Here is an 18170-nt window from a genome sequence, read left to right on the forward strand (position 1 = left end):
AAACACACCTACTTGCGGCCGTTAAGGCGAATACAGAGGCGTAGTTTGACCTAACTTAATTCCTAAAATTGGCCATCACTTCGAATAAACTTCCTTCTGCCAATTTATATTTTCTTAACGTGCAAAAAAACCTTATTGGAAAATATCATTCCAATAGGACATTAAATTATTTTTTATTTGTTTGCGGTTTGTACCCCAAATTCTGATGCATGTTCATTACCTGCTACTGTTTCAGATTCATTTAAAAATCATTATTTTTCGCGTAGTTAGTGCAATCATATATATGATACCCCCCATCAAAGTACCACTAATCGTATTATAAGTTCAGTCTTTCCAAGTCGATAAACTGCTGCAGTGAGGGGTAGATCCCTCTAAGCAATGATCTTCTTTTTATTATGAGATTATCAATTAATCTTCAAAAAGTTGCTCAATATTTGCCAATTATTTTTATAAATAATGGCTCTTTTTGCAAAATCAAAGCTGAGCCATTACTTTATTAAGACTTTAATAACCCAATAGACAAATAGTTACACATCTTAATTAATCATAATATTAAGTAAATTAAAAGAAACTTCAAATAGAGTGAAAAAAAAAATTTATATTTTTTGTCATCTAAACTAGGTATTCATTTAATTTTACTTGAAAACCATTTTAAGGGGTGTAAATAAAATTGAAAAAGGGTTACTCAAGTCCATTTAAAGTAAGTTCTACTAGTATGCTATTTTCAAGTCATTCTTACGCTTAACAGTCAAGAGAACGAAGAACAAGACAAATACTTCGATCCTACAATCGACACAGCAAGTACAAAACCACCTGACATCATTACTCACTTTACACAAGATCCAACATTAAAAAAGTAGCAGAAAAATAATTCCAGAAACGATTCTAGCATTTGTAGCTACAGTGATTGGTCCAGTAGCTCTAAAATTAACATCTTTTTTTATTTTACTGTTCTGGCAATTTATAGAATATACGCTCAAGCCGTATCGAGTCATACCGTTATGCAAGCAACTTATTTTATTTGTTTTAAAATAAATTAGCCATAAAAAAACTACACTTCAATAGTTAGTTGTGTCTAACTATCGGGGTGCAGTTCACTTGAGGATTTTCTTCATTTTTAAGGGTCTTTTGATTGTGCTTTTTACAAACCTAGTTCACTCTTTACAATCTCGAGCGTTTTCGTTTTATACTTACTTTTTGGTTTAGGTGCATTTTGTACTGATGGATTTTGCATTAAATAGTTCTTTTCAACATATGCAAGGTCTTTTTCATCTACTTTACCATCCACATTAATATCTGCACTTCGTTTGTTTGTTCCCCAGTATGTTTGAATATATAGTGCGTCCATTACATCAATTACATCGTCACCATTTACATCTCCACCAAGTAATACAGGAAGATTGATCTTTTTAAATTGACCAGTCAATTCACCCGTTTCACTTAGCATGCCAATTTTGAAATCATAAAGACTTCTAAAGTGACCCGGAACTTTTACAGTCATTTGGAGTGGTTTGTCGGTAAGCGCTAAATGTAAAGCTTCAATTTTTCCAAACTGAGTAAAGATTTGATTATACGTATTCCCATTAGAATCTTGAATCGAAACATCTGCTCCTACCTTACTGTAATCTCTTTTACTATCGAAGCCTCCACTACTTGTTAATAAACCTTCAGCATATAAAACAGATTTCATTTTTGAATAAGTCGGAACAAAATCAACAAATGGTAAATTTGTGAGAGGAAAATCGCTCTTACCTGATCGGTCTACATATGAGCCGGATGTAAAAACCAGAGAACTATCAGGCCTTATTTCAAAATTATAATCTTTTACTCTATACGTAACCTCAGCTAATGGAATATCTCCATTTAAAGTTTGTGTATTACTATCAGCAGCTTCGAGTGTTACACTATTTGCTGAAGTTTTTGTGAATTTCATTTCTCCTAGTTTACTAGAGTCTGGGTGTATTTCAATGTTTTCAATATTTAAGTAGTCTGAAGCAACGCTTAAGTTTACAGTTCCCTTTTTAAAATTGATAGCGTTTTTTAATACAATTTCCGCTTTAACTAAATCATTAGGTTTCGCATTATCTTTATCTACGATTGCAACCATGTATGGTGTACCCTTTTTCACAATTTTAATTGTCTTAGGTGTGACACTACCGTTACCTGCAGGATCGAATACAACTAATTTAACAACTTTTATTCCAGTACCAACCGGGACATCGTATTTAAATGTACCATCTTTATTTACAGGTATTTCAATCGGTACATCACCTTGTGCTGTATCGTAAACCTTGTTAGCAGACTGGTCAATATTCATACCCTCTGCTTTATAATCCTCAATATCCTGGTCAAACACTGAACCAGTTATTGTAACTGATTTTTGTCCTTCTTCATATTCAATGATATCTCCAACTGGTCCATTGATCGTATATTTAGGCTTTCTATTATCAATTACTAAATCACGAGTTTCTGTGAACTGCTTACCCGTGTCAGATGTTGCAAGCATTTTAATTTTATAAAATCCTGCATCTGCTACAACACGGGTTGAACTTATACCAGAAGGAGTTGAGCTATCGAATGGGAAATAGGTACCAGTAAAAAGACTCAAATTAACTAGACCACCTTCATTTATGCTAAATCCGTTTACTGTTCCAAGATAACCTATTTCCTGGTTTGTTTTTCCATCTTCCAAAATGAAATCAATATTTCTAACGTTTGATTTCATTTGAACTTGAACATTTATTCCTTTAATTGTGTTCGGGCTTGAATAAAAATCTCGATCTCGGTCTACTGACAAGCCTGGTGATGACGTTTCAAATACTTCTATTCCTTCCTCAACAGCATGTACAGCAAAAGGAATCTTATATGTTTCCACTGGATCATTCACATTTGTATAAATAACATATCCCTCATAATTACCTTTCTCTGCTGATTTTGGTATAAAAATGGAAGCTTTTGTATTTTTTTGAGAATTTGCAGCTAGTTTAATAGTTGGCTCAATCGTAACCTTTACGCCATTTTTCTCAGCATCTTTAGCTCCTCTTAGACCTGTTTGAAATTTAACTGCTGCATCAAATGTTTTTGGTTCATCACCTGAATTTTTAACTACAATTTTACGTTCTTCATTAACATCTGCACTTAGATCGACTGAACCGAAACTAAGTGCACCTGTTTCATCTTTAATCGTTTTTTCTTTTCCATTTTTTATCATTGGAGTTTGATTTTGAACTTTAATTTCAATTGAAGAATGCACCGCTTTATAAGGGTCAACTCTACCTGATCCAGCCTCATATACGCTATAATCCTTACTTAAAGGATCAGCTGTATTCATAAGAATTGTCTTGACATCGCTTGGTTGTAAGTTTGGTTTTGCTTGAAGTAAAAGTGCAGCCATCCCCGCAACATTAGGTGTTGCCATAGACGTACCTGATAGACGTTCATATGCATATTTATAATCGTTTGGCGTATTTTTATTAATGATATAAGCTGGCACAGTTGAGAATACCCCAACACCTGGTGCTGTAATTTCAGGCTTAATGTCGTATGTAACACGAGCTGGTCCACGTGAACTGAAATCTGCTAATTCATCTGCTTTTGTTTGAATTTCATTTAGTTCATTAAATGTAAAAGTACTTGCCGCATTAACTTTTGATTTCAATGCTAACCCTTGGGCATTTGTTAATGTGAATGTTGGAATATAATCTAAACCTTCACCTAAGTAGGAAGGTATTAGCCCTTCATCTGGATTATTATTGAAAAGTAGAGCAGCTGTTGCGCCATTTTGTTTAGCAAACTTTACTTTATCGCTCAAAGCTATATTATTCCCGCGACTTATTAATACAACTTTCCCTTTTACATCTTTGTTTTTATTATCAGCCGATGCGCCATAACCAACATCTATGATTGAATACGTTTGACCATTTAATTGCTCCGGATGATCAGTATATCCTTTAGCCATTTCTTGTAAGTTAGCAGAAATTGTTTCAGTACCTGTTTGAAGTGTACTCTTATATGTATGTAAATTATTTGGTTCATTACTTGCGCCAACAGTCAGTGCAAGAGCTGCCGTACCAGGAGAGCCTAAAGTGTACATATCATTTCCGCTGTTACCAGCAGCAATTACTGCTGTAACTCCGCTAAGGACAGCTTGATTGATTGCGATACTTGTAGAATATAAAGGATTATTAATTCCTGCACCTAAGGATAGATTAATAACGTCCATTCCATCTGCTACAGCTTTATCGATCCCAGCCAAAACGTTAGCTTCTGTTCCTCCACCATAAGGTCCTAATACACGATAAGCATATAAATCTACATCAGGAGCGATACCTTCCATCTTGATGTCACCATCATTTTTTCCTTGTCCTGCGATAATTCCTGCTACATGCGTTCCATGTTCAGTATAATATGGAGCACCTGTTGCCCAGAAAAATTCTGCCCATCCAGATTTTTTCCAATCTTCATATGTTGCTTCCATCGGATCGTTATCATTATTAACAAAATCATATCCACCTTTATATACATCCTTTAAATCTGGATGATTATAGTCGATACCAGTGTCAATAACTCCAACTTTAATACCTTTTCCAGTAATACCTTCTTGGTGAAGTTTATCTACCCCTAGAAATGAAAGAGCAGATTTATTGCTAGATCCTCCAGTTTGCATTTCTTCTTGCGTATTAGCGATTTCTGCATGTACTTCTTCATTACTCCAAACTGTTTTAACAGCTTTCGATTTTAATAGCTTTTTAATTTGATTTGCTGGTAAACTCATTGAAACACCATTAAATGCATATTTAAATGAACGTTTAACTTTATAATTTACATTTTTACTATTTTCATTTGTTAATACTTGTCCTAAGTCATTCGCAAAAGTTGAATGATCTTGATCAACTAGATTTGACGCTTCGTTCATTGTTAATGACTGGCCTTTTAAGCTTGATTCAACATGTGCTATTTTTGCGGGTTTATTTTTAAATTCTACGATTACATCTGTTTGGTTTGAAGATTTTAAATCAATATCAGGATTTACTTGTATTCCTATTTCATTACTCGTTGAAAGCTGATGAAGTGCTGATCTTTGAGCTGGTGATAAATTAGCTAGCATTTCATCTACTTTCGAATAAGTTGCAGCTTTTGTTGAGATTGTTACATGACTTAAAGAGCCAAGAATAAAGCTGGACGATAACGCTAACACTGAAAAGCTTTTGACAATCTTGCTTCTAGAAATATTTTTTCTCATTTTCTACCTCCTATTTTGTAAAACAAAAGTCAATTTAATTATTAACTATTCCAAATATTCAATCAATTTGGTTATTTATGTCCTATTAAATCAACCGTTTAAATGATTTTCGACGTTTTCCATCAAGAAATTCAAGTAAAGTTGATTAACACCATTCCTTTTATCTGGGTTATCCAATACCACAGTCAAATCTAAGCTCACTGAAATTTTAAAAAGAGATTTCAAAAATTAAGAAATCTTTGTGAACTAGAAAATTATTTGATCCCATTTCAGTTAGCTATTTTTACTGGAATGCGAAGTGGTGAAATTTTAGCTCTAAGATAGCGCAATGTTAACCTTGTAAAAGGTGCAATTTAATTTGAAGAAAGCCTTGTACGATCGAAAAATATGGGGGTTTCATGTAAAAGAACTCAAAACAGATCATTCACTACGTGAAATCTTTATACCAGAAAGTGTAATTACTTCATTAAAAAAGCATAAATCCTTTCTGTATCAAATGAAGTCAAATATAAAAAGCTTTAAAGATCTTGATTTAGTTGTTTGTGCAAAGAATGGAAATTATCTAGAGCCAAGAAATTTAATTCGAAAATTTAAACAGCTAATTCGAAAAGCTAATTTGCCTGTTATTCCGTTTCATAATTTGCGCCACACTCATGCCACAATATTAATGAGAATGGGCGAAAATCCTAAAATTGCAAGTGAAAGATTGGGACATTCAAGGGTTGAAACAACACTTGGTATTTACTCTCATTCAAATGAAGAAATGCAGAAAAAAACTGCTAATCGTTTTGATGAGAAATTTTCAGATTAATATGCAATGGAAATAATTGTAAACAAAGAAAAAGCCCAAACCCTAGATACACTTAGGTTTGAGCTTGTTTTTTTCATATGATCCCAACTGGACTTGAACCAGCGACCCCTACCCTGTCAAGGTAGATTACGGTTCCCTAACAAACCGTTTATTTGACAAAAAATATATGTAAAAAGATTTTATTAACAAAACCAGCCGCTATCTAAAAATCAAGATGAATAAATTCTCCACGGTCATAGTAATGTTCTATAATACTATCAATTAATTTTTTTGAAGTTTGTTCTAACAAAGGTATTAACTCTGAAGTAGCGTTAATTGCTTCTATAGTAGTATCTTCACCTCCATGAACAATTTCATTTCTTTTATCATACATTTCATCTATCCATTTTTCAGGCAAACCCCAGACAACAATATCACCAAAATAATCAATAAAACATTGATATATTTTGTTTTTTATACCATTAGCAGTTCTTCGAGTTTCAGTATGATATTGTTTTCCTAAAATCTCTATTACATTCCAAAATGCTAAAAATTTATCAAAAGTGTTTTGTGATATTTTTCCTTTTGAGTACCATCCTATTGCTCTCAATAGTTTTGGTTGTTCAATCTCAAATTTTCTAGCCATTAAAAATGCTGTTATAATATCGGATTTACTTAATTTTCTTCGAAGCCTAAAACTCACATGATTATTATTAAATGCCCCTTCATGTTTTTTTAACTGAATAGGTATATCGTTTTCTAATGAAAGAACATCTCGCATTCTTCCAAAATAAACATATGCAACAGTTTCAGCAATGTTGATGTTATCTGCATATGCAGTTATTGTTGCTCTTATTCCATTAGGACTTTTCCTTAGACTAATGTCACTATAAAATTGGTGTTGATCAAAGCCCTTTTCTTGGCGGAAATTAATATTATCAATAATAGAAATTGGGCCAACTACGTCAAAGTCAACTTCCCATAATTTACGATTTCTCATTATATTACTCCTCATATTTTATGATTATCTGATTCATTATTAATTGGAGAAATGTATTGCTCTTCTTATTCACATTACATTTTCACTACACTTCTTATTTACAGTAATCTAGCAATATCTCGAAATGATATTGGTAAATTACACTTTGGAAATTCCAAATAAGATCTCACAGAATTAAATAATATTTCAGTTATTTAATTTCTAAATCTAAGATACTTTTTATCTAATCGCATTCTGCACTAATTAAAGTTTCTTTTGGTACTTGCCCTGGCAAAGTAGTTTATTATTCTATGAATTATCGATGTCCTCATACTCATTTAATACTTTCTAATTTGTACTTGCCAGAGAACCAAACTCAGCTTCTGTGTTATAAAAATCTAAAATATAAATTTTTCGCTTCATTGTTTATGTCATCCCACGTTAGTTTTTTACTTACTGTTCCCACTTCATCACTTAGTAATGCCAGGGTAATTGCCCTTAAAATATTACTCTTTCCACTATTATTTTCACCTACCAAAACAACTAGTTTACCTAATTTAATATTAACTTTCTTAATATTTCTGTAACCTTTAATACTTAAATTTGAAATATACAATATGAATCACTTCCTTTTTTAATTTAACTTTATAAATAAAAGTTGATTTTGATTAATCCCTTCATAATATTAGCATAATTAGGAAAGTTAATTATCAAATAATGTAAATAAATACCGAAATATGGAAGCGAATTTTCAAACTAATAAAATTGATAAACGTTGATTTTATATCATATATATTTTAATTTCCGTTTTCGAAAAGTTTACGACAAAATGCGATAAATTTTGACACATAGAAATTTTTGTAATAAAAGATTTTTCAGTATTGTATTTTTCCTAATTCATCAAAATGATTCCAAATCTATCTACTTTTTGTTACCTATTTATTTTTTTCGATATATTTTTTCATTCTCTTATATATTTTTAACTTAATAGTTTTTTTAAAATAAAAATATATTAAACCTAAATGTTATTCAACAAAAGGAAACGGTGTCGTATTCGCATTCGAAATAAGTTTGAAATCCTCAATAAATTTTGTTTATATAATGTTAAGTAATTTATACTAATCTTATTTTCAAAAATTAACCCTTTGTTTTTTTACAAATTAAGGATGTTATTTTCTGAATCTAGTTACTTAGCATTTTATTGAGATATTCCTAACGATAAAACTAGCAGTTTTTTATGAATTAATTCTAAGTAAAGGGGAAAACAACACATTATGAAAAATATTGATTATAGGGAGAAAGAAAACCGAAGAATCAATGGAATGTACACTGTCTTTAACGGACATGATTTGGATAAAACATACGAAAGTGACCCTAAGGCAGTTTCTGTTGTTTTTAGTCCAGAAGGTTATCTGGTAGAACCGGCGTTTGATTATTTAAAAAGCCTATTTGATAATGCCCATTCAAAACAAAATCTTAAAAATTATGCTCATGCAATTTGCCATTGGTATAACTTTTTGAGAGTACAAAGAATGTCTGGGAAGGAACCAATTACAAAATCCATTTTAGGGGACTACATATTTTACCTCTCGGTGATTCCAAAGAATCTACGAAATAGAATTACAATAGATCCAAATGATTTAGAGTACCTCCCAGTTCACCCTTATATAATGGGCATTGAGGATTTAGGTACAGTAAAGAAAATATACAATGAGTGGTATGGTTCGCCTAATACAAAAATGTTAGCAGATGAAGAGAAAAAAGTGCTACCTCTACATATATCCGAGAGTTTTAATGCTGAACTTGATGAAGAAGCATGGAGACACCCTTATAAGTATATCCACCACAATTTACAGCTCTCGCTTGATTATTTAGATTGGTTAGGTAAATCCCCAAAATGGAGTCATCACTTCAAATCTATTACACGAGATGTCGTAATGCGTGAAAAATTTTATAACAAAAAATCCAAAAAAGATTTCTATTTGTGGATTGGTCACCCTAATATTACAAGAATCACTAGATTAAAAGAATTACAACCACGGATGTCTAGAGAGAGAATTTTTTATGAAAGTGAATTACGCTCATTTTTTCAGAACTCGAAAGTTCTAAGGAAAAATCACCTTCGTTACTTTATGTTTATACTTCTCCTATTAACTGGAATGAGAATTTCTGAATGTCTTAATCTTCTAGGAAAAAATGTTCGTGTTTCTATCCATAACATTTCAGGAGTTGACTTTCCTTTTTCACAACATACAGTGGTTCATTGGGAGGATCTGTTTAAGTTTGAAAGAGACGAATTAGACAAAAAGGACATATATCTGGATCGGAACTTGAACTTTTTTGTAAAAGTAAAAAAAAGATTAGCTTACGAAGAAAGTAGAAGAGAAAACAAAAAGGCTGAAGAACGTCATATAAAACTTCGTGATGTATATAATCTTCCAGAATTACTAGATTTAGATTGTGAATCAATTTTTGTTAGACCAATCGACTTTTTCAAAATGTTCCAGGGTGAAATCATACAAAATACTGAATTATTAAAAGATCCATTTAAAATTGTTGATGAAACGATTTGTTACTATATGAACTGTACAAAGCAAGGTATTAAGATGTCAGATATTAATTTTTCAATGGAACACAGATTGAAACTTAAAAAAATCAGATCATTAATAGATAATTCATGGTTTGGGAAACTACTCCGAAATTATTTTATAGAAAGACACTTATTATTGGAGGAAAAGAAACCCATTGCTTTAAGACAACACTATCTTTTTATTAACCCAGAATCAGAAAATGCAAGTCCATTCATATCCCAAATTCCACTAAAATGGCTCAATGAAATTTGCAAAAACCAGGATATTAAGAGAAATACCTACGAACATTATAACAAAGCTCATGGACATAAGATAAAAAATGATCTTTCTCTCCATTCATTTCGCCATACTTATATATCAGCAAGGATTGGAAAAGAGGTAAAAGAAGGCACATATAACCCTGCTAATTTAAAAAGAGAAGTTGGTCATGTACAGAACTCCCAAGTTACAGAAACTGTTTATTATTGGGCGGACAATGTTTCAAAAAAGGAAGCAAGCACAGCATTTTACCGTTATTTAGAAAAAAATATAAAAAATATAAAATTTAACGAAGATTATGATTCAAACTTAGCCAATAATTAGAACTTAATTTTATCGTAGATTAGTGAGGAGGAACTAAAATTGCGTGAAACTATTAGTATAAGAGAAGCTGTAACTAGACTCTTGGAAACTGGAACTATAAAAAAATCCCTAAAAAAGCCTTATGAAAAGGTAAGAAAACTTCTAGAACAAGGCGTAATACATGGTATTCCCTTTACTAAAAAATTAACACCTTGGCAGGTCTATAAAGATTCCTTAGAAAATTACATTTTACTTAAGAATTGCCATAATACTGTCAGTATTAAAGAAGCTGCTTCAAGACTTTTGGAAGCGTTAAGGTTAAACAAATCACATAGTGCTACTTGCTTTTACATCAGAAAACTACTAATACAAGGAGTTATTAAAGGAATACCTCCTACTTGTAATACTGCACCTTGGCAGGTCTATAAAGATTCCTTAGAAGAATACATTGAAGTTGAAACAATGAAAGCAGTTGAACATTCTAAAAAACTGGTACCCCCTACACAATGTTGGTTACTAAAAAAGGAGATTACAAGTATTGATATAGATAATATTCTGCTAAAAATTAACCATATTAGGAAACTTAATGGTTTTGAATATATCAATTCTGAAGGGATTCGAAAGCTCTCCAATTATATTAATCAAAACTTAGTTTCACCATTAGACGCTTTATTTGTGACAGATGAAATGGCAAAATATATTGGACGTTTATGTATAAAGACGCCTATTAGTCATAATGGGCAATTAATACGTATAGTCGGTCTATGCCTTGCTTTAAAATTTCAAATTAAATTGGATTATTCGATTGCCATTAGGATCTTAAAAAACACTTTTGGGCGCAGACAATCTCTCCAAGCTTCGAACGAAAGTAACATAAAATCTTGTTATGAACTGATGTATTGGGTGACAAAGATTCTATACCATTATGTCACAGATGGTCCAGATTTTTTGAATGATCTTGATAATGTGGTTATTGTAGAAAAAAATATTTCTGCTGTTAGGAAAGGTTCTGATGTATTTTTATATCTATTCGCTATTCTGTTAGATAACGGTAAAAACGCTTGGAAAGATGTATCGATTATTACTATAGGTCAATTAAGAAAATATTATTTGACTACTCCAATTATGTTAAAAAGGCAAAAAGCTCAAATGGACTATCTATACGGCACTAAAACAAATTTATCTTCCATTTTTTTTACTGTTAAATTTAAAGAAAATCAAAAGTATATAGAAGATGAATCAAATAAAAAGCATATTCTTTATTCTCCAGAAAAATTTGATGAAATTAGGGAAATGGTTGAAAACTATCGAATCTATTTAAGAATGAAAAAAATTTCAACATCCAAATTCAATAGATTCGCTTCTGTGTTCAATAAAAAGCCTAAATTTATTACAGAAATTAAACAATTAACTGTTGAGAATATACAAGAAAGTTGTCAAAAATATATTAATCACTGTAAGGTTAATAGAATTGATAAAAGAAGTTGCCGAACTACAATAAGAACATTTCTTTCAGTTTTAGTTGAAATGAAACAAGTCTTTGGACAGAGAAAAAGTCTAATTGGTATTACCTACGACTTTCCTTTCGATGAAAAGTTATTATTAGATAATAATACCGGAGTTCCTGAACAATTAACTATTTATGGACGAATTAAAAAATCTGAATTTACAAAATTTCCAGATTTAAATTCACTTACTGTTTTATCTTCCACTACCGATGATAATGAGTTATCCGAGGGGCTAACAGAAAGATCAGGTACACTTAAAACAGATATATTGTTAGCTGATAAAATTGTTCGAGCTATATACCAATACAATCCCAAAGCATCTAAAGGTTCTCATGAGTACTTTCATGAATATCAATATACGACTATGTTAAGAATCATGGGAGACGCAGGAACCAGAAGCGACGAGGTAATAAATATGCCTTATAACACCCTTTCCTATCTGAATGAACACGATGTAAACATAGTAATTTTAGGATTGAGCAAGTTAGGCGATAGATTTGGGGTCGTTCCTGTCGGAAAAGAAACTGCTAAAATGATTGAAGAATGTTCAAAATTAAGAATGACACTTTTTCCTGACTCAGAAATTTTAATGAAAATGACTGGAGACAAAGGGTATATCGAAGAGAAATACATTAGACAATTTATTAGTGTTGATAAAAGAAATGGTGCAATAAGAGGTGTAAATATAAAATCTTTAGTAAAACATTTGGATAAGATTTGCAATGAGGCAGGAATTACTCGTCCTCCTAAAACGAGATTTCATTTTTTGCGTCACCGTGCAGCTGAATATTTCTTTTTAGGAATGAGTGAATACGAGTTTGAACACGGTGATGACGCAAACTACAAAATGGAAGTAATAAAAAGATTACTTCGTCATCAAGATATTAATATGACAAATAAATATGCTTGGAGTTCTCTATTAGACATGTTAGCTGAAAAAAATATAGTTTTTCTTCGAGATCTGAAGAGTGTAAAGGATTATAACACAAAAAATAATATCGAAGCTTTTGAACAAAAAACGCTTATTGAATCACTTGAAAAGAGAATTCAAAAGGACTTAGAAACTGAGATTTCTAAGCCAGGAATACATAGGATTAAATTGCTCCTCGCTTCTCCCCTTACGATGTTGCCAAATGAAGCATTCAGAGTAATTAACTATACACAAGACGTTAGTAAAATCATAAAATTCATACGTCAAGTTGATGGTGAGAAGAGTGAAGGTACCATTGCAATAAGTGGAGCAGCTTTTGGTAGATGCGTTAATCCTACCTGTTGGAGGCACAATGAGAAAATAACATGTATAAGTTGTAATGATCATTTAATTCAAAAAAGTGATGAACCTAGATTACTAAGGGAGATTGTAAACTGTCACCTTAGAACTCAAGAGATATACCAAAATTATAATGATACTTTTCATAAAGAACAACTTCGGAGTCTTCAGAGCCGCATTTCTATTTGTATTGATAAGTTGAATACATGGCTTGGTTTAAATGAACTTGAAATTATCCAGAAAGTTCAGAAACATCTGCGCGAAACTGTTATTGAGTCTGAAATAAATCTTAAAGCTTTTATAAACGAGCTAGAAAATATGAATGTTTTGAATCAAATTTAAAATTATTAAAGAAATTTAAGTAGAGAGGTCGAGATTAGTTTTGGTATTAAAGATATCAGATACACCATTCCCCCCCTTTCTTTTAAAGAAAGATAAATTGTTTAGTTATGACGAGGTTATACAGCTAATAAAAATGTATGGTGCCCCCTCAACTTCCAGGTCTTTAAGCGCTTTTAAAATCTTATTTAAATATTTTGAAACTAGAGAAATAGTAACGCCATATCAAGCTTGGTTGTTGTATGAAAATGAACACAAAAAAAGTATTAAAACCGAAGATGATTTTAATAAACTTTACACTAACAACCATAAAGTGTTTGAAACATATTTAATTTTGCTAATGTCTTTTTCTCGTATTCCTATAGATAGGAATTTTATTAGTGAATTCTATATTTACAATTCAGGTTTAAAGCATAATTTAATATGGATTTTAATGGAAAATTTTTATAATTTAACAAAACCCGACGCTTTTCCTAAAATGAGTGATTTAGAGAATTTAACAAACCGTAGATTTATTTTTTCTTTGAATGCTTTTTATAAGATAAGTGATCTTACCGAGGAAACTATAATTAAGGAGTTTTTAATTGCCATATCTTTGGATACCTACCGAAAAACGGGTATCTTTAAAAATATAATCAAATTTCAAAAAACAGGTTTATTAGAATTTATTGATAAAATATATCCCAAATTAATAACTTTGGGAATAATGGAACGTAAAGATAATATATATGCTTATCTCCGATCAATTATTTATCCGCCAATGGATAATGTTCAGAAGTTAAGGGTTTTTTTAAATAAAAAAATCAAAGAACTTAATGGTACTGAGATGGGAACTTTATTACACAGTTACGTTGAAAATAACATAATTACAATAAATGGTAAAGAAGAACTACAATGGCACATAAACCACTTAAAAACAAACATTAAATGTTGGTGTGACCTCTCCCTTATCGCAATTGAAGACGGAGTAGAAAAGATTGAAGATATTACTTCTGAACATCGAGATCTATGGCTTTATGAGAATAACGGTATAGATGGAAAACGATTATTAAGATACATCCCTCCAATTTTAAAGTTTTATAACGAGGTTATACAAGAACATACTGCCTATTATTATGATACTTCAATTTTTAGCACTAAGTGGAGTCCGAATATTGGAAAGGATATTAATCACACCCCACTACAAGGTGCCGCCTTCGGCCAAATTATTTCTGCAATAGCTCATAAGATTTCAGAAACAAGAAAAAAAGGTTTGGTTAATGGAGTTATAAACGAAGAGAAATTCTGTAAAAATCTCCATACAAGAGAAACTCAAAATTTTTTATATGAATTTTTCATATATAGATTAATTTGGTTTGTACTTCTAACTGGCAGAAGAGTCAAAGAAATCCGTCAATTAAATTTAGCAAGAGTCAAGAATTCTCTTTCACTAGATGATAAATACGTTTATATTAGAACGGCAAAAGGCAATTTTGATAGAAAAGAAGAATTTGATAGAGGACAACTAAACGAGAATGGTAATTATGAATTCGACTATATTCACATTGATGTTTTTAAAGAAGTAATTAATGTGGCAGAATTTGTATATAAAGGTACTGGTGTTCCTATCAAGGATCAATTCCTATTTCCTAGTGTAGCTAGGGATTATAATGAAATAAAATCAGTAGCCATAGGTAATTATTTAAAAGATATACAAATTGAATATGATATTGTGCATGGTTCCCCTGTCGATTTTAGAAACAAATTAATGTATGCGAGTTCACCAGAATGGAAAAAGTTAATCGGAAAACCGTTGTTCTCCTTGCACCACTTACGCCACGCATATATTCATACTATTCACACTAACGCAAATTTAACATTAGAACAGGTAGTTTTAAACATAGGTCACAGAAATAATAAATCTATTGGTGCATACACTAAAATTTTTGCTAACGTATTTCAAGTATTTAAAACTTTAGAAGATGAAGGTCATATAGGTGCTGGTAGAGAACTTGTTAGCGCCTTTTACAAGGAAGCAAATGGGATTGAAAATAAAAATGCTTACATTATATTAACAAATTTCCTTGACTTCTTAAAAGAATTTAAAGTAGAAACTTCTTTAATATCAATTAACCCTGAAGCCAATCGATTTCCAGAGGTAGATAGTGATTGCGTCACAACTATTTCTTGTGGTGATACAGGAATGGGATGTCTAAGGTGCAATGATTTTAGAGCTGGTAAATTGACGTTAACGGCTTTACTCAGTGTTAGTACAATTTTTGATAAAGAATTTCGAAATATTGATGGCGCTATTGATCAGATTAATAAACGCAAAAAAGAAATAATAAAGGTAAATCGAAAAGATGATAAACGTATTGAAGTGATTCATAACCTCTTTACACCGCTCATAGACAAGTTTAAAGCCATTATTGAAGCTAGGCAAATAACACTTTTATCTCAAGAAACTGGTTTTGGATTTAGTGAAAAAGAAGCTGATAAATTGATTAGTAAGATTTGGAAAAGAGCAAGAAAGCTAAATTTAGACGAAGATATTGTCAAATACATTAAAAAATCAAAAAAATCAGGGATGTTTAGTCACATTGATTTCACTTTATATCGAAGTGCTGCAAATAGAGAGGTGTTTAAGGTACTATGAACAAAAATGATTTATTAAAAAGTAAAAAAATTGTCGCTATTAAGGCTGTTATAAAGGAATTGGCAGCAACTGGAGCCACTTCCTTTACGAAGAAAGAAATTGCTAATAAAACTGTAACTCTTTTTAAAGACCAAAATGATCCTGACTATATAGTTGATTATAGACTTCTTTCTAAGCCATTTTATAAAGAAAATTTAAAGAAATGGATAAAAGCAGAGGTTGGTAGAAATAATCCAAATTTACAAGTAGCACAGAAAGAAGCTATAAAAGCTAAAAAAGAAAATGTAAAGAAAAAGTATAAAGAGCTTGAAAAAAAAGCCTTTTACACTGTTGATATGATTCTTAAAAACAAAATTAAAATTAACAAATTTACAAAAAAATGTTTAATTGATGAAATTAACAAGCAAGTTAAAGTTTGCGTAAATGAAAAGGCATTTGGTACTACAATATTTTCGGACGAAAAATATGTGCAAATATTCCATGATGCCTATTCGAGACTAATTGGAAAAGTTACAAATGTAAATACTAAAGATTCTCAAAAGATAATAACTTCATTAGAACATAATAAGCTAAAGCAAGATCTAAAACAATCAATCGCCAAAAACAAAGCTTTAATTAAGAACATGTTTGTAATTGCTGAAGGAGATGAAAAATTACTTTCTGAAAATGACATTTTGTATTCTAAATTGATGTCAACTCGCTTGGATCCACAGCTTTTAGAAAGCTACTTTCCACATCTGCTTCAACTTATTAATGGACAAAAAGAAGTAAATGCCTATAACCTGGTAATGAGGATTATTGAAACTTGTCAAAAATCAAAAAGGGAAAAACAATTTTAATACGCATTGTCGGAACTTATTTTTGTACGGTTTTAAAAGCTTGAGAAATCAAGCTTTTTTTTTAGGGGAAAATTCCATTTATATAAGGTAGCGAATTCTTTTAAAAAATAAAAACACCCTTTTTACATAATGAAAAATATATTATAGTTTTGAACTAACATTATATTCCATCTTAGTAGCGTAATTATTCCAGCTTATATAGGTGGCGAAAAATTGAAAACAAAAAAAACATCCCAATATAGGAATTGAGCATTCCCACATGAACATAGAAAAAAAACTTACTTTAAAGGATTTTATGATTCATTTATCTACTCGAAAATTAAAATAAAGGTAGCGAATACGAATTATAAAAAGAATCACCACTGAATCTTTCATAGTATGAACATGCAAATGAGCAACCAGTATAAGGATTTAAAGAGTGAGTATATCCTGAGAGAAAACCTGTACCTTTATTTAGAATGGTTTTTGGATTTTTATATAATATTTCGCTTTTCATCCAAACACCTCCTAATTAATTTCTTCATTTTTAGTTTCTAGTTTCAATTTTTAAAAGACTTTTCTTCATTTCTAAACCACCACGATAGCCAGTTAATGATCCATCCTTACCAATTACTCGATGACAAGGTATTATGATTAATAATGGATTTGAACCAATTGCTCTCCCGACTGCTCGAACAGATTTTGGCTTATTTAGGTAAATCGCAATGTCAGAATAAGTTTTAGTTTCTCCATAACCGATCGAGCATAGCGCACTCCAAACTAAATTTTGAAATGCAGTACCACGAAAATCAAGGCTACTATTAAAATTAGTCCGCTCGCCCTCTAAAAATTCAATTATCTCTTTTTTATATGCTTCTAATATTGGCTCATTTTCTTCCATTTCAATTCTAGGAAAGTATTTATCCTTAAATAAAATTAATTCTTGAAACGTTCCACAATGTGAGCCTACGAAACATAGCCCTTTTGTTGTTGCAGCAATATGAATCTTCCATTCTTTATGTTCAATTAAAGTCCAATATAATTTTTCAATTGAATGCAATTTAAATCACCCTTTGCTCTTCATTGTCTTATTTAAATTTTATTATAGACTTAATTAAGAAAAATGGGCTGTTATTAGAATGAAAGAGCAAGAATTTGAAAAATATTTTAGAATGCACTGCATATAAAATCTTGGAGAACTCAGTAAATAATGCCTTGAGAACTGCAATTAGGTCCCTGGAGAACTCTCTAAATACCTCCCTGAGAACTGCAAATAAGTGCTAGAGAAATGCAATTAGGAAGTCTTTCTGTGCAAATAAAAGTGTACTGCAATTAAAATCTGAAAAACGCAATTAAAAACGGTTTAACTGCAATTAAAATTAGAAAATAGCAAATAAAATAGCTAAACTGCAATTAATTTCAAAAGAATCGCAAATA

General features: G+C 31.1%; 9 protein-coding genes and 1 pseudogene. 5 read left to right on the forward strand and 5 right to left on the reverse strand.

Annotated elements, in window-relative coordinates; all coding sequences use genetic code 11:
• Window positions 1-1141 precede the first annotated feature (1141 nt).
• Window positions 1142-5242, reverse strand: coding sequence for a S8 family serine peptidase (locus tag COI44_RS00225; protein WP_098426137.1), 4101 nt, complete (start codon window positions 5240-5242; stop codon window positions 1142-1144).
• A gap of 358 nt (window positions 5243-5600) precedes the next feature.
• Here COI44_RS00225 and COI44_RS00230 point away from each other — a divergent pair, with 358 nt between their 5' ends.
• Window positions 5601-6053 carry a site-specific integrase gene (locus tag COI44_RS00230; protein ID WP_025672097.1) on the forward strand — a complete coding sequence of 151 codons (453 nt, stop codon included), beginning with the start codon at window positions 5601-5603 and terminating at the stop codon, window positions 6051-6053.
• 202 nt (window positions 6054-6255) lie between these two features.
• On the opposite strand, the gene COI44_RS00235 is transcribed toward COI44_RS00230, so the two are convergent.
• Both COI44_RS00235 and COI44_RS00240 read right to left on the reverse strand, forming a co-directional pair.
• Window positions 6256-7032, reverse strand: a complete 777-nt coding sequence (locus COI44_RS00235) for a methylamine utilization protein MauJ (protein WP_098426139.1) — start codon at window positions 7030-7032, stop codon at window positions 6256-6258.
• A 367-nt stretch (window positions 7033-7399) separates the two neighbouring features.
• Window positions 7400-7627 (reverse strand): AAA family ATPase, encoded by a 228-nt coding sequence (locus COI44_RS00240; RefSeq protein ID WP_098426140.1) that lies wholly within the window; start codon window positions 7625-7627, stop codon window positions 7400-7402.
• Between the two features lie 658 nt (window positions 7628-8285).
• Between COI44_RS00240 and COI44_RS00245 the strand changes: the two genes are divergently transcribed.
• From COI44_RS00245 to COI44_RS00260, 4 genes are read left to right on the forward strand one after another with little or no spacing between them, the layout of a single operon-like run.
• Window positions 8286-10184, forward strand: coding sequence for a site-specific integrase (locus COI44_RS00245; protein ID WP_098426141.1), 1899 nt, complete (start codon window positions 8286-8288; stop codon window positions 10182-10184).
• Window positions 10185-10223: 39 nt separating this feature from the next.
• A complete protein-coding gene (locus COI44_RS00250) occupies window positions 10224-13283 on the forward strand; it encodes a tyrosine-type recombinase/integrase (RefSeq protein WP_098426142.1) in 3060 nt (1019 codons plus the stop codon).
• Window positions 13284-13323: 40 nt separating this feature from the next.
• The gene (locus COI44_RS00255; RefSeq protein ID WP_098426143.1) at window positions 13324-15915 is read left to right on the forward strand and encodes a hypothetical protein; all 2592 of its coding nucleotides are present in this window, start codon (window positions 13324-13326) and stop codon (window positions 15913-15915) included.
• Window positions 15912-16754: a hypothetical protein gene (locus tag COI44_RS00260; protein WP_098426144.1), complete on the forward strand. Its 843-nt coding sequence runs from the start codon at window positions 15912-15914 to the stop codon at window positions 16752-16754. Before COI44_RS00255 ends, COI44_RS00260 begins: the two co-directional genes overlap by 4 nt.
• A gap of 376 nt (window positions 16755-17130) precedes the next feature.
• On the opposite strand, the pseudogene COI44_RS00265 reads toward COI44_RS00260, so the two are convergent.
• Together COI44_RS00265 and COI44_RS00270 are read right to left on the reverse strand one after the other, a co-directional pair.
• Window positions 17131-17250, reverse strand: a pseudogene (locus COI44_RS00265) (radical SAM protein); the annotation flags it as partial.
• A gap of 30 nt (window positions 17251-17280) precedes the next feature.
• Window positions 17281-17793, reverse strand: coding sequence for a methylated-DNA--[protein]-cysteine S-methyltransferase (locus tag COI44_RS00270; protein WP_098426145.1), 513 nt, complete (start codon window positions 17791-17793; stop codon window positions 17281-17283).
• Window positions 17794-18170 lie beyond the last annotated feature (377 nt).

Origin of the sequence: Bacillus sp. AFS088145, assembly GCF_002564465.1 — a bacterium.
GTDB lineage: Bacteria > Bacillota > Bacilli > Bacillales > Bacillaceae_G > Gottfriedia.